Below are 14,203 nucleotides of genomic sequence, written 5' to 3'. Positions count from 1 at the left end.
GCGGCCCACGCCAGGGGAACCGACGCAAATGCTTCATTGATCTCATACGTATCGAAGTCACTGATCCGCATGCCCGTGCGCTCGAGAACATGCCTAGCGAGGGGGTGAGGATAACTGTCTCCAATGCGCATCCTCACAACCGAAAACTTGCGCGCAGCACGTAGTCGCCCCGCTAAACGCAGGCTTGCGGTGACTAACGCCGATCGAAGAGACGTCCCTGAGCAGCTCGACCAATGCTAAAGCGTCGAATTGCCGGCTGTATCGCGTCTCATCTTCGAGACTACTGAGCGCTCACTAATATAAGCTGGGCTGCGAGGCGGGGCAGGAACGCGACTATTGCCGCCATAGGAAACGATCACACTCACTCAAGGCGGAGGAAAAACTATGAGCCTGCGAACAGTACCCGGGCAGGCGCTCCCTGAGATCTTGGAAGTTGCGCTGGACGAGTTCACTACGCACGGATATGACGCGACGTCTGTGCGCACAATCGCGAAACGGCTGAATGTGAGCGTACCGGCGCTCTACTATCACTACGAGAACAAACAGGCGATTCTCACCTCATTGTTGACCCACGCAATGAATGTCCTCGAAGCGATGGTCAACAAGGCCGTCGCTGAGGCCCTTGACGAACCACGGCCCCGCCTTGCCGCGCTAGTTGAGGCAGTTATCCTGTACATCACTCAGCACCGCGACCTCGCGTTCCTCGACCGCGAGATGCGTAGCTTAACACCCGAGAATCACTCACACTACGCAAAGCGACGCGACTACATTGAGCACCTCGTAACCGAATGCATCGACCGCGGGTGCTCCGACGGCTCCTTCGCCACACTCCTCCCCCGCGAGTCGAGCCGAGCGATTCTCAGCATGTGCCTCAGCGTCCCCAACTGGTACCGACCGGACGGAACCCTGACACCAGAGGACCTCGCCCAGCGATATGTCACGCTCGCGCTCGACATGGTGCGCAGTGTGGCCAAGGAGCCGCACGAGCACCCATCCGATCCCCACCCTGCCGCTGATTGAATCTTCTCGTTGCTGAGATCCATCGGTAATGCGGTAGAGGGACATCCGCCGTTCCTCGCGTCGGCGGCGTGAGGAGCCACCGGTTCGGAGCCAGTGGATGGTTGCCTTCCCGGGTGTACGGGGCACACGGCGGAAGAGGAAACCTCAGTGCCACGGAAGACCAGTGCCGAGTTCGTACCCCAGTTTCGGGCCGAGATGCTATCTGTGCGGGCGATAGCAGTCTCGAAGTCGATGCTTGGGGAGACTACGTCGCCGAAAGCGGACCCTGCAGGCGGACACGTACTTCCCTGCTGACGGACACCTGCCTGTTGGGGGTCATCGGGCAGGTCGTGTTGGTCCAGACGCCAACATCCCTCCTGGGCGTTGCCTGGGGTCTCCTACCGCTACAGGCAAAAACCCATCAGAGGGATGCATAGGACACCGACGCTGATACTCGTGGTGTCCGTGGACGCACTGACCCGAAGTCTGACTAATCAGCGGCCCAGCTCACGTCCTAGCCGTCCTCCACGATAAACATGGCCAGGCAGCTTGACATAGAAGTAAGGTAGAAGACCTCCGTGGTCAGGATCGTGAGTGTGGTAGCCCACATCCTGAACACGGAGGTCTTTCCCTACCTCAGCCGTTCATAGCTTGTCGGACAGTACGCTTAGCCCTTACCCCACAGCTCGAGGTATTGATCGCGGAAGCCCTCGGGACCTTCCCAGTCGTTCACGTCGGGACCCAGATTGTTTGTCGTAAACATCTGGTAGGGCCGCACCGCATGGTTCTCCTGGTCGACGTCCATGCCGAGTTCGTGGCGGGCCATCTGATCGACCACAGCGTAAATGGCGTCAGGTATAGCGTAGGCAGCTCCGATGTCGTAGCTTCCGTCGCGAATACCCTCGAACTGGTCAGTCGTCGGGTAACCGACGCCGATCTTGACGTCGTTCAGACCGGCGGCGTCCAGCGCCGTACGCAGGCCGACTCCCGCGAGACTGATGTCCATCGTCACATATTTGATCTCCGGATTTTTCCGGATCTCCGCGACGATTGTTGACGTGCTATCCCCATTCACCACCTGCGGGGTTGAGAGCTCCAGGACGCTCAGCGAACACTGTGGGCAGTTCTCTTTTAATCCTTCCTGAACCTGGGTGCCCGACGCTGCTAGGACGGGAACGTCGGGGTAGGTCACGAACAGCACACTTCCCGCACCATCGCTGTCGGCGATCACCCAGTCCATCAAAGACAGCCCGGAGGCAGCGATGTTATCCACGTTAGCGACATTGCCGTAAATACCGTTCGCCTCGCCTTCGACATCACCCACTGAGGAATTCAGGAAGATCGGAACGTCTGCAGCTTTCGCCGCCTCGAGCCCCGACTCGATCGCATCGACACTGGTCGAGTTGATCATGATGTAGTCGGCACCACCGGCAATTGCTTGCTCGATAGCGTTGCTGGTGCCCTGGGGGTCCGCTGCGTCGGTGGCCAAAACCCGGCCCTCCCAACCCAGGGCAGCCGTCGCTTCCTTGAAGGGTTGATCCATGGGCGTAGCAGTCGAGTTGTTGAGCCGAATCAAGTAGCCGACCTTCCCCTCCTCCGGGGTACCCGATAGGGGCGCCGGGATGCCGATGTCGGTGATCGGCTCGAGCAGAGGATCCAACCTCTCCGATGCTGCGGCTGCAGCCTCCGTGCCCGAGCCGGCCCCTTCCGTAGCTGCTCCAGCAGCTTCGTTGGGCGAACCGCTTCCACATGCTGAAACTGTGAGCAACAGTGTCGCGAAGCCAGCGACGGCGATTGCCTTCTTCATTGCACTGTCTAGTGTCGTAGATAGCACGGTCGTTCCTTACTGTTAGTTGGGTGCAGCTCTGGCACCACGCTCGCAGGAGAGCAGAATGGGACTGGGCGCGCCTAACCAAGGATTAATCTTTGGTTCCTGGTGGCGAAAACGACTATGACCGACCCGAATCAACCGCAGCCTCGTTGGCCGCTGGCCTGTTGTCGGCCTCACCGCCAGACGGCGCGGTCAAAGGCTCATCATTTGAAGCCGTCTTGGGCCGAGTGTTCTGGCGGGCACTGAAGACGACAGCGAAGATCAGAGCCAACCCGTTGAACATTGGGGTGATCCAGAACCCGCCAGCGTCCAGGGAGAGTTGCAAGCCTTGCACGCCCAAGGCCAGTGTCATGATGGCAAGGAAGGTGCCCCACACGTTAGGTCGGCGATTGAACTGCGTTGCGCCCAGGAAGACTGCAGCGAAGGCAGGAAAGAGCATCGGCATGCCGATCGAGTTGGAGAACGTGCCAACTTGCGCGGCATACAAGACTCCGGCGCTACCGCTGATCAATCCGGATGCGACGAATGAACCTATGACGAGACCGTCAGTACGCACCCCGGACAACCGTGCTGCCTCCCGATTCATCCCCGTGGCGAAGAGTTGACGCCCGAGCTTGGTCCACTCCAGGACGTACCACAGGACCAAGCAGACAAGCACCGCAGCCAACAGCGGCACCGGAATCCCGAGAAGACGGGCTTGACCAAAGTCAGAGAACCCCTGAGGGAAGACGCCGCGCACCTGCTGGTTGTCAGAGATATTGAGTGCAAGAGCGGCCACGACCTGGCTAACGGCCAGAGTGACGATAAATGACTGCAACCGGAGCTTGACCACCAGTAGTCCATTCACCAACCCGACCACGCCACTGGCCATGACCGCCATCACGCAAATGAGGAATAGGCTGCGGTCGGGGTACAGCACGGTCTGGGTGCAGACGATTACTAGCGAGAGGGCCATATTCGTGCCGATCGTGATATCAAACTCGCCGGCGATCAGCGGTAGCATCGCCGCCAGGGCAATCAAGACTACGACCGCCTGACTCGAGGCCACGACCTGCATGGTCACCGAGGAGAGGAACAAGTCCGGGATAACTAGTCCGAAGATAAGGACAATTGCTGCCAAGAGGTACAAGACGCTGATCCTGCGGACGCTAAACAATCGCGCAGTCCGTCGTAGCGCGGTGGTGTTACTCATAGTCGGTCCGCTCCTATACTTTCTGTTGACGAGGCCTGTGCGACCGCCAGCTGTTCTTCTTCGATTCGCTCCGGGGTGATGTCCGCGCCTTCTAGCACCGTGGCGACGCTTCCCTTTTTCATCACCAATACCCTGTCCGCCAGGGCCGCAACCTCATTTTCATCCGAGGAGCACACGACGACTGCGGCTCCTCCGGCCGCCACCTGCTTGATCAGGTGATGGATCGCCTGCTTCGCCCCAATGTCGACACCTTGGGTAGGTTCATCGAGTACCAGCAGTCGCGGATTCATCCGGAGGAGTCGACCGAGCACCACCTTCTGCTGGTTTCCGCCAGAGAGCTCAATTGCAGACTTCTCGACCTGCCCGGGTCGGACGTCGAGGACGTCGATCCACTTGCGAGTCTCGATCCGCTCCAATCTCCGCACGACACGCGCGAAGCGACTGACGGAGTCCAAGTTTGATATCACCGTGTTTTCCCGGATGCTGGCTCCCGCAAAGAGGGCATCACGACGACGTTCGGCCGGCAGGTACTGCACGCCCGCCGCGAGTGCCGAGCGCGGATGACCCGGCTTGACCGTGATGGAGTCCACGCGCATCGAACCACGCCGATCAATCTGACCCGCCAACGCAGGTGCCAGTTCCTCACGCCCCGAACCCGTCAACCCGACGAACCCAACAATCTCACCGGCTTGGACCTCGAAGTCGACCCCCTGGGTCAACGGGGTACGCAAACCATCGACCACAAGGACGGCGGAACCGTCCCGCCTTCGCGATGAAACTGCCTCACGCGCTGACGCCTGTTCCCTGGCCAAAGCACGGCCGAGCATAAGGCTCGCTAAATCGGAGTTGTTCATGCCCCCGGTCTCGTGGGTCGCAACATTACGACCGTCACGTAGGATCGTCACTCGGTCGGCCAACCCCAACACCTCATCCAGATGATGGGAGATGAACAGGACCGAGCGGCCCTTGGCCGCCAGTCCCCGCAGTGCCCGATACATGATCTCGGCATCGGCCTGGGGCAGTGAGGCTGTTGGTTCGTCAAGGATCAGTAGCTTGGGATCATCCCTCCCAGCGGAGACGGCGCGAACTATTGCGACTGCTGTCCGCTCTGCCGCAGTGAGGTCCTGCACGCTCAAGGTCGGGTCAATGTGATATCCAAAGTCACTCAGAGCCTCACCGGCACGCTTGACTTCATCCCGCTTCGACAACGGCCGTACCCACCGGCGCCCCGACGCAAGATGGAAGTTGTCTGACACCGACAAGTTCTCTACGAGCCCCAGATCCTGGTGGACGAAACGCAGCCCCGCCAAGTCCGCAGCCTTCACCACCCCCAACGGGAAAGGTCGCCCCTCCACCAAGGCCTCACCGGCGTCCGGCGAATGAAAACCGCCCAGCACCTTCACTAGCGTTGACTTGCCCGAGCCGTTTTGCCCTACCAGCGCATGAATCTCGCCCGCGCGAACATCCAGGTCGACTTCCGCCAACGCACGCTGTGCACCGAAGGTCTTGCTGACCGAACGCAACTGCAACGCGCACGCAGGCAACGCACCACTATCAACAGGCGCAGACACGTGGCCTCCTCATATTGTGAACCGACGGCAATAACGACAGCGCGATAAACGAAGAGAGCTTCAGGCGTGCCCGCCTCGTGTCCGCTTTCCCCAAGCGCCGGTTGCGCCCGTGGGCAACAGGCGCGGACTGGGTGAATACCCCCACGGCGACGTCGCTTCGCCGTGGGGGTGAAACTGCACTCGGATGAGGCATTTCAAACTCCTGGAATTGGTTGGGGCGAACCGCTCGCTCGACCCATGACATGGATCACACGGTAGCGGGTTAGTGAGCGCTATATCAATAGCAGGCCGCCACATGTTTCCGGACTTATCGCCGTCGAAGGTGCTGCGGGCCTGGAGAAATACGTCGTTGCCCCTGCCTTACCTGAGCGCCCCAGCACCAACGGCTCACCGAAGCCACTTGGGACTGCCCACCTTGTTCAACTTAGCCAAGAGGGCCAGCTCCGCCCCCTCGTCCGCGTGCCGGTTCCAGCGGCATTCGACAACTTACGTCCACTGTCAACCGCTCCGCGCCCCACAGGGAGGCCGATGGACGCCGACCCTTGCAGGCATTGTCGGCGCCTAACCGTTGACATAGCGTTCGCTATATTGCATGCTGGAGAGCACCAGCCGCACTAGCTGTCCCGGAGCTGAATATCAACCGGCGCAAGGTGAGATATGTGTCACGCGCACGAATAGTTGAAGGTGCTGTGGCTGATATCTCCCGAGGTGGATCCGGGCCGAGCTATTCACCGTCCAAACAATCCAGGAGCATTTGCATGTCCCGTTCAACGGAAGAGTCAAGTAAAGTTTCATCCTCTCCCCGGTTTGACGCTGTCGTGGTGGGCGCCGGAATTACGGGGATCTACGCCCTCCACCAGTTTGTTGAGATGGGCCTTAACGTCAGGCTCGTGGAGGCCGGGTCTGGAGTCGGGGGCACTTGGTACTGGAACCGGTATCCGGGGGCGCGATTCGACTCGGAGAGCTACTCCTACGGGTATTTCCACGACAAGGAGCTGCTGCAGGAGTGGGACTGGTCGGAGGAGTACGCCGGTCAGCCTGAGATCGAGCGGTACATCAATCACGCTGTGGATCGGTGGGATCTGCGCAAGCACATTCAGTTCAACACAACGGTCACGGGGGCTGTCTACGACGAGTCCGCCGGTGAGTGGGAGATCAGTCTGTCCAATGGTGACTTGCTGCGTAGCCAGTACTTTGTCCCGTGCGCCGGCCTGCTCTCGGCGACTTATACGCCCGATTTCCCGAACCTCGACTCGTTCGCCGGGGAGCTGCTTCTGACCTCGCGCTGGCCAAAAGACCCAGTCGACTTCAAGGGAAAGAGGGTCGCCGTCATTGGCACCGGTGCCACCGGTGTCCAGGTGATCCCGAAAATCGCGGAAGATGCGGAATCCCTGACCGTCTTCCAGCGCACGGCGAATTGGGCCCATCCGCTCAACAACCGGCCTATCTCAGCCGAGGAAATGGCGTCGATCAAGGCCTCCTACGACAAGATCTGGGAGAAGATGAAGGGGGTCTGGATGAGCTTCCCCCATGACCCCGATCCTCGTAAGACATTTGAGGTCTCGGACGAAGAGCGGTTGGCGAAGTTTGAGGAGCTCTACTACCGGGCCGGGGGTTTGCGCACGGTCTCAGACCACTTTGTCGACATGGCCCGCGATGAGGCAGCGAACGCGGCCTGGTGTGAGTTTTTCGCGGAGAGGATCCGTGAGAGGGTCAAGGACCCGGCCGTCGCCGAGAAGCTGATTCCTAAGCACCTGTTCGGCAACAAGCGCCCGCCAGGGGAAACTAACTACTACGAGACCTACAACCGGGACAATGTCGAATTGATCGACGTCAACGAGACGCCGATCGTTACCTTCACTCCCGACGGGATCGAGACGACGGATCGCGCCTTCGACTTCGACGCTGTCGTGCTCGCCACCGGGTTCGACGCTGTCACGGGTGCCGTGTTGAACCTGAACATCCGGGGCGTGGACGGCCTCGACCTCAGGGAGGCGTGGCGCGAAGGACCCAAGACCTTGCTCGGGGTCGGCACGCCCGGCTTCCCGAACCTGCTCATCGCTGGTGGACCGCACGTCGGGGCCGGCAACGTGTTCCGCGCGACTCAGCTTCAGGTGGATATGATCTGTGCCGCCATCTCCCGCGCGCAGGCCACCGGCAACACGACGATCATGGTCACGGAGGAGGCAGCCGCCGATTTCACCAAGCATGTGCTCGAAGCCGTAGAGGGCCTGAACCTGAATTCAGACAGCAACTGGTACACCGGCGGCAACATCCCCGGCAAGGTGAAGGTCTTCACTCAGTACTCCGAGGGCATCCCCGAGTATCGGCGGCGTATTGACAAAGAAATCGCCGAGGGCTTCCCGGGATTGGTGTTCACGTCGCATCAACTTGCTGAGGCTAACTGAGAAGGAGGGAAAAGCACCTGACTCATTGCCCCTTGATTCCGGCGTCTCGAGGCCTGGATCGCTAATACTTGGAGGGCGGCGTTCTACGCTTGCGGGCTGATTTCGTCATCGGGAGCAGGCCCAGCCAACAAACGCGCTTCGACTTAAAAGGGGGGTAATACACACCCAGGGTGCGAGACAGTTTCATTAACGAGATGCCCTTTTGGGCGGGTGATACGGAGCCGAAAAACATCGTGTCTTACCCGCCTAAAAGGGCATCTCAATCTTAACCCTATTCTCATTCACAACTCATATTGGAGAGCAGAGTGAACCGCCCAAGGTCTGCGAGAGACTCGCTCTATGAGACTCCAACCAGGATCTGATCGTTCCGGTGCGTAGCGTAGAACGTCTCCTCGAACACTGCACGTCATCCAGGTAGCCGTGCAGCAGTGGTTGTGCAAGTAAACCCAGCAGAGGGTGGCGCTCGACGGTCTTCCGCGGCCAGCCCTCACGCGGCAGGTCCACGGATCAACTCGGCCTTGTAGCAGTAGCCGTCCACGGTCTCCGCGAGGGCGTTGTCAACGCTGTTGCCCACCGTACCGATCGAGGGCACCGCCCCGATCTCGGCCAGCCGCTCCCCGTATCGAATTGACGTGAATTGCGGCCCTGCCTCACTATGACAGCAACGCTGCCAGCCGCGTGCCACAGGGCCAGCGGCCATCTCGATCGCATCCCACACCATCGAGGTCCTTGTGTGGGAAGCGACCCGCGACCCCACGAGTAGGCGTCGATAATGAGGCAGACGTGGGAAACCGGCCCAGGTCGGCACGTACGTCAGGTCGGTGACCTACAGCTGATACGTAGTTTCCATTGTCAAGAGGCATAGGTAGGCGGCTCTCCGGGCTCGTTGAGTTAGAGAGTCGCTCCTTGTGCCGATGGGTTGGGCCGGGCGGATGGGTGGACTGTTGTCCACTGGCATGGTCAGGCTGATACTCGCGGATGGGTTGCCGCATGACGATGTGTTCGGCTGGAGACTACCGGTGTCTAGGATCGCGAATCGTAGGCCCCGTGCTTGTGAGGCCTCCTGTCCATAGCTGCAACTCGGGTTAGCTCCACGTGCTGCCCGTGCCGTCCGGCGGGTGCCCAGATCGTGGGCACGTTCTTGGTCAGGCGGTGTTCACGTGGCGCTTTCTTGGACCGGTGCGGCCAGTGACCAGCACCAGCCGGCGAGTTCGTGGGCGATGGCCGTGTTGGTCTTGTTTGGGGTCTTTTTCCGGGCGTCGAACTGTTCCCAGCGGCGGTGCAGCCGGTGGTTGCCTTCCTGTGCCCGCAGGCGTGCCGGATCGACCTGTTCCCACTGTTTGAGGGGCCGTTCGCCCGGGCGGATGTAGGGCCGGCGGTGGGTTCTTGCGGCTTCGACGAGGAGCCAGCGGGCATGCGTGTTGCCGGCCTTGGTGATCACGCCTTGCCTCCTGCTCTGGTCGGAGGAGTTCTCCGATGGGACCAGGCCGAGGTAGGAGGCGATCGTTGCTCCGGTGAAGCGTGTCCAGTCATCGATCTCGGCAGTGAGGCCGAAGCCGGTGGCGCTATCGATGCCGCGCAGGCAGGTCAGGGCGTTGATCACCAGGGTGAATTCACAGTCCGCGGCTGCAGTAGCCACGAGTTTATCCAGGCGTTTGCGGCGCTGAACGGCCATCGATTCGGCTTCGAGGAGGGAATCGAAAACAGCTTGCGCGGTTGGTTGGTCGAAACACTGACAGCCCAGCCAGATACCGTGTCCACGAGTCCAGCGGGAGTCCTTCGGATAGACCGTTCCCTGGCGCAGCAGCATCGTGTTGATGCGCTGGCGGGCGTGGGTGAGGTCCTTGACGGCGACTGCGTGGGCGCGGGAAAGGTCCCGCAGGGCTTCCTGAGCGGCGGTCGGCACGCGTACCGGCACGATCTCCCCGAGCCGGAGCGTGCGGGCCAGGACCAAAGCATCGCGCTTATCGATTTTGACCCGGTCCCCGAGCGCGCGCAGCAGCCGTGAGGGCGCAGCGACCTGGCAGTCGATGCCCGCACCGGCAAGCGTGTGGGCAAGCCGGAAGCCGGTCAAGCCTGCTTCGTAGGTCACCGCGAGCGGGACCGGGCAACCGTCTCTAGTTCGGCGCCTCAGCGGTGAGCTTCCGGCCCACCAGGTCAGGATGGCCGGCCACCTCCGGCATCCGGCCGGGTGGTACGTACCCTCTTGGCACGCCGCACTCCTTCGATCCACTCTGCCCGCAGGAGTCGGGCGACCCGGTCGCGCCCGTTGGTGGCCGGGCGCGTTGGACGGCCTCCCAGGTCTTGCGTGCCCCGTAGACCCGGTAGCTATCCTTCCACAACGGCGGCACGACCGGGGTTATCACCCATCCCGCTGCGCTCGTGCGGACAGGACTTCGCAACCTAATACGTACTTGGGACCACCGACAACACTCCTGCCTGACGCAGGACAGTGCAAATGGGCACGACCGAAGAGGAGCGTGCGCCCCTCGAAGAACACGCGCCGGTGGGCGACGATGAACGCGACTACCTCTTGTGTTGGCTCATCGAGCACCGACAGAGAAGAGCGACCCAGCCCACTTGAGGATCTCGTTGGCGCGGCGCAGCTCTCGGTTCCCCTGCTCCAACGCCAAGATCCGCTCCGAATCATCGGTCGTGACGCCCGGAGCGTTCCCGTCCTAGATATCAGCCTGCTTGACCGAGGTCCGGTTCGACTCAGTGCCATACCCCAACTGTCCGGCTACCGGCTTCACAGTGCCCTGAGTGGTACCCACTTCAGCGCACAGGGTGCGCATCACCCGCACTGCGGCGGCTTTCTCCTCTGCGCTGCACTGACGCATGGTCGGCTGATCCTGAGAGATGGCCGTCGGCATGACCCCATCCTCGTTTCCAAGGTCAGGAGTCTCCAGAAAACCGAGAGCGATTCATCGAGCTCCCGGATCCGCCGGCGCATCTTGCTCGGTTTTACCCTTCAATGCGTTCCGTGGATTCGAATCCGTTCTGATGCAGGCTGGCCTCGTTCCCCACACCTGCAGCGCGGACTTCGACATCCCAAGCAGACCTGCTTCTGGGGCATTCCTGCTAGAACAGTTCCAGGGCGCTGGCCTTGAACTACTTCGACCAGATCTTCGGCATTATGACTATCCTCTCCGCTCCGCAGAGCAGTCAAGAAGTCAGCTAAACCTTCAGCGGGCCCATCGATCGTCGGCATGCTGCCCATCCTTCCGGACTCAAACAGCAGCGGCATCAAATCTGGGCGGTTCAAACCGTGAAACGTCATCCACAACGCCGGAATGTGAAAACGTCCCACGACTATTTAACACGGCAGAGCCTCCGGGGCCCCCTCGACTAGGAGGCCGCTGAACAAATTGCTTCTGTAACTTGGGGAGTTTAAGGCGCGCCTGCTGGACTCGTCCGCTCAGTGGTTAAGACTGGTCTTATGCAGGGACGTAAGCAGGAGCAGCGGAAGCTGTTGGACGTGGAAGCGCTGGCCGGGGAGCTATTGGCCCCGGGCAGCGTTTTCGCGTTTCTGGCCGGACATCGGAACCGGTTGTTTCCGGATTCGATGATGGAGGACTTGTTCCCCTCGAAGCGGGGCCGGCCCTCGGTGCCGGCCTCGGTGATCGGTTCGGTGCTGGTCCTGCAGGCGCTCGAAGGGCTCTCGGACCGGGAAACTGCGGACGCGTTGACGTATGACCTGCGGTGGAAAGCAGCGTGCGGGTACGGGCTGACGGACACGGCGTTCCATCCGACCACGCTCACGTACTGGCGCAGGCGTCTGGCTGCGAGCAGCCGCCCGCACCGGATCATGGATGCCATTGCTGAAGTCGTTGCCGAGACCGGGGTGCTCAAGGGCAGGCGGCGCAGGGCCTTGGATTCCACCGTGCTGGATGATGCCGTGGCCCGGCAGGACACGATCACCCAGCTAATTGCCGCGGTGCGCCGCTTCGGCCGGGACGTCCCTTACGGGTGGGACCTGATCGAGGCCCACGCGGGCGGCTATGACTACACGCGCACCGGGAAGCCGGACATCGCCTGGGACGACGCCGAGGCCAAACAGGCCCTGGTTTCGCGGTTGGTCAACGACGCGTTGGCGCTGCTGGCAGCCATCGATCCGGGAAGCCTGGAGGGCAAAGCCGCCGATGCGTATGCGTTGCTGGCGCTGGTCGCGGGGCAGGACGTGGAGCCGGCAGAGGGTTCGGACGGGACGGACGGGCGGTGGCGGATTGCCCGGAACGTCGCCAGGGACCGGGTGATTTCGACCGTGGACCCGGACGCGCGGCACGCGCATAAGACCCGGTCGGACAAGCGCGATGGTTACAAGGCCCATATCGTCGCCGAGCCGGAGACCGGGATCCTTACGGCCGCCGCCGTAACGAAGGCAGCCGGGCCCGGCTCCTCCGATGCCGAAGCCGGAGCGCTGCTGCTTGATGCCGATCCGGCCGTGGCAGCAGGGATGCCGGTGGATGCCCTGGCCGACTCGGCCTACGGGACCGCGGACATGCTCCGCGCCCTCGCCGCTGCAGGCCACCGTGCCCTCATCAAACCCAAACCGCTGGCCGCGGCCGTAGAGGGCGGTTACACGCTCGATGACTTCTCCTACGACCCGGACGCCGGAACGCTGACCTGCCCGAACGGGCTCATCCGCAAGATCACAGACAAGGGGTACGTGACGTTCGGTGCCGCGTGCCGGGCCTGCCCGCTGCGCGAGAACTGCACGACCGCGGCCGGAGGCCGCAAGATCGAACTGCACCCCGGGCACGCCCTGATGCGGGCCCACCGCGCTGCCGCGCAGGAGAAGGGCTTCCAAACCGATTACAGGCAGCACCGGCCCATGGTCGAACGCTCGATCGCCTGGCTCACCGACGGGAACAACCGGCGGCTGCGCTACCTCGGAGTGGCGAAAAACGATGCCTGGTTCCGGCTGCGGGCCGCTGCAGTGAACCTCAAACGTCTCTTATCACTCGGACTCACCGTCCGAAACGAGGCCTGGGCCCTCGGATAAGCCCGCCGGAGACACCCGGTCCCCACCCAGGGCCGGCAGGAGCCCCACCAGAGCGCCCTGCACTGCGAAACGCCCGTCGAAAGCATCAATCACCTGCCCGCTCCTTCATACCCAGAAACGCCGAAGGGCTGGTTCGAGCGTCAATTCGCCCTCACCAGCCCTTCAAATCGCCCCTTGTTCAGCAGTCTCCTAGGCGGCGGCGCTGACCTGGATCAGCGTCTTCCACGGATCGTCGAAGCGCAGGGTGGCGCCGTCATGCCGGGTGGCGATCCCGTGGCCCTTCAGGCGGGACTCCAGCGCGGCGACGTCGTCGAGCGTGGGGACGTCGATGTTCACCTGGCCCAGGCCCAGTGCTGCGGCACGCGGACCGGCACCGGCACTGTTCCAGACATTGAGGCCGATGTGGTGGTGGTAGCCGCCGGCGGAGATGAACAGGGCGGAGCCGACGTCGGACATCAGCCCGAAGCCCAGGGTGTCCACGTAGAAGGCGCGCGCGTGCTCGATATCACCGATCTGCAGGTGCACGTGGCCCAGCTTGGCGTCCCGCGCCGTGGGCCTGGCCAGGTTTTCCTGGGTCAGATTATTCTGAAGGTAGGCATTCGGGTCCAGGAAGTTCGTGGCGACGCTGAGCAGGCCGTTGTCCTCGTGCCGCCAGGTCTCCCGCGGCCGGTCGGTGTAGAGCTCGACGCCGTTGCCCTCCGGATCGTCGAAGTAGAAGGCCTCGCTGTACAGGTGGTCGGCGCTGCCGGTGAAGGAATGCGGTGCCTTGGTGGCCGCATGCGCCACGGCGGCGGCCAGCGCCGCGGCGTCTTCGAACAGAATGGCGGTGTGGAACAGGCCGGCCTGTCCGGGCTTGGCCGGCGGCAGGTCCTTGACCTGCTTGAGGGTCATGGCCGTCTTCCCGTGCCTGCCCAGCACGGCGGTGCTGCCGCTGTGCTGCAGGACCTCCAGGGTGATCGCTTCGGTGTAGTACTTCAGCATTGCGTCCACGTCATGGACCAGCAGTTCGACGGCGCCCATCGCGGTCCCGGCGGCCAGCAGCTCGTCGGCCTTCCGCTGGCGCAGGTGGGCGGGGTTCGGGTTCTGGGGGAAGATCGGCATGGTTCCTTCGGGGATTGATGCGGGTGGAAGCGGAACTGCTGTCCCGCCCGGCCCGGCTTTCGAGGGTCAAGGTGCGTGCCGCCGTCGGACACGCCG

The 14,203-nt window shown here is 62.2% G+C and carries 9 protein-coding genes and 2 pseudogenes; 3 read left to right on the top strand and 8 right to left on the bottom strand.

What is annotated here, in order from left to right:
* Window positions 1–131, bottom strand: a pseudogene (locus AC5RW2_RS37635) (hypothetical protein); the annotation flags it as partial.
* A 253-nt stretch (window positions 132–384) separates the two neighbouring features.
* On the opposite strand from AC5RW2_RS37635, the gene AC5RW2_RS37630 reads away from it, so the two are divergent.
* Entirely contained in the window at window positions 385–1,020 is a 636-nt protein-coding gene (locus AC5RW2_RS37630; RefSeq protein WP_493986410.1) for a TetR/AcrR family transcriptional regulator, read from the top strand.
* Window positions 1,021–1,666: 646 nt separating this feature from the next.
* Here AC5RW2_RS37630 and AC5RW2_RS37625 read toward each other — a convergent pair.
* The 3 genes from AC5RW2_RS37625 to AC5RW2_RS37615 form a co-directional block, all read right to left on the bottom strand.
* Window positions 1,667–2,806, bottom strand: coding sequence for a sugar ABC transporter substrate-binding protein (locus tag AC5RW2_RS37625; RefSeq protein WP_493986409.1), 1,140 nt, complete (start codon window positions 2,804–2,806; stop codon window positions 1,667–1,669).
* A 142-nt stretch (window positions 2,807–2,948) separates the two neighbouring features.
* On the bottom strand, window positions 2,949–4,022 hold the full coding sequence (locus AC5RW2_RS37620) for an ABC transporter permease (protein WP_493986408.1): 1,074 nt from the start codon (window positions 4,020–4,022) through the stop codon (window positions 2,949–2,951).
* Window positions 4,019–5,593, bottom strand: coding sequence for a sugar ABC transporter ATP-binding protein (locus AC5RW2_RS37615; RefSeq protein WP_493986407.1), 1,575 nt, complete (start codon window positions 5,591–5,593; stop codon window positions 4,019–4,021). Before AC5RW2_RS37615 ends, AC5RW2_RS37620 begins: the two co-directional genes overlap by 4 nt.
* A 758-nt stretch (window positions 5,594–6,351) precedes the next feature.
* Between AC5RW2_RS37615 and AC5RW2_RS37610 the strand changes: the two genes are divergently transcribed.
* Window positions 6,352–8,001, top strand: a complete 1,650-nt coding sequence (locus AC5RW2_RS37610; RefSeq protein WP_493986406.1) for a flavin-containing monooxygenase — start codon at window positions 6,352–6,354, stop codon at window positions 7,999–8,001.
* Window positions 8,002–8,338: 337 nt separating this feature from the next.
* Here the strand turns inward: AC5RW2_RS37610 and AC5RW2_RS37605 are convergent.
* The 3 genes and pseudogenes from AC5RW2_RS37605 to AC5RW2_RS37595 all read right to left on the bottom strand — a co-directional run.
* Window positions 8,339–8,827: pseudogene (locus AC5RW2_RS37605) on the bottom strand (transposase domain-containing protein); the annotation flags it as partial.
* A 330-nt stretch (window positions 8,828–9,157) separates the two neighbouring features.
* Window positions 9,158–10,093, bottom strand: coding sequence for an IS110 family RNA-guided transposase (locus AC5RW2_RS37600; protein ID WP_493986405.1), 936 nt, complete (start codon window positions 10,091–10,093; stop codon window positions 9,158–9,160).
* A gap of 586 nt (window positions 10,094–10,679) precedes the next feature.
* Window positions 10,680–10,874: a hypothetical protein gene (locus tag AC5RW2_RS37595; RefSeq protein WP_494037330.1), complete on the bottom strand. Its 195-nt coding sequence runs from the start codon at window positions 10,872–10,874 to the stop codon at window positions 10,680–10,682.
* A 566-nt stretch (window positions 10,875–11,440) separates the two neighbouring features.
* Between AC5RW2_RS37595 and AC5RW2_RS37590 the strand changes: the two genes are divergently transcribed.
* Entirely contained in the window at window positions 11,441–13,006 is a 1,566-nt protein-coding gene (locus AC5RW2_RS37590; RefSeq protein WP_493986704.1) for an IS1182 family transposase, read from the top strand.
* A gap of 189 nt (window positions 13,007–13,195) precedes the next feature.
* On the opposite strand, the gene AC5RW2_RS37585 is transcribed toward AC5RW2_RS37590, so the two are convergent.
* Window positions 13,196–14,107, bottom strand: coding sequence for a VOC family protein (locus AC5RW2_RS37585; protein WP_494002569.1), 912 nt, complete (start codon window positions 14,105–14,107; stop codon window positions 13,196–13,198).
* Between the last annotated feature and the right edge of the window lie 96 nt (window positions 14,108–14,203).

It is taken from the genome of Arthrobacter sp. B0316-1-20 (genome assembly GCF_059091865.1).
Note: the sequence above shows the minus strand (reverse complement) of the source record. Positions and strands in the feature narration are given on the sequence as shown.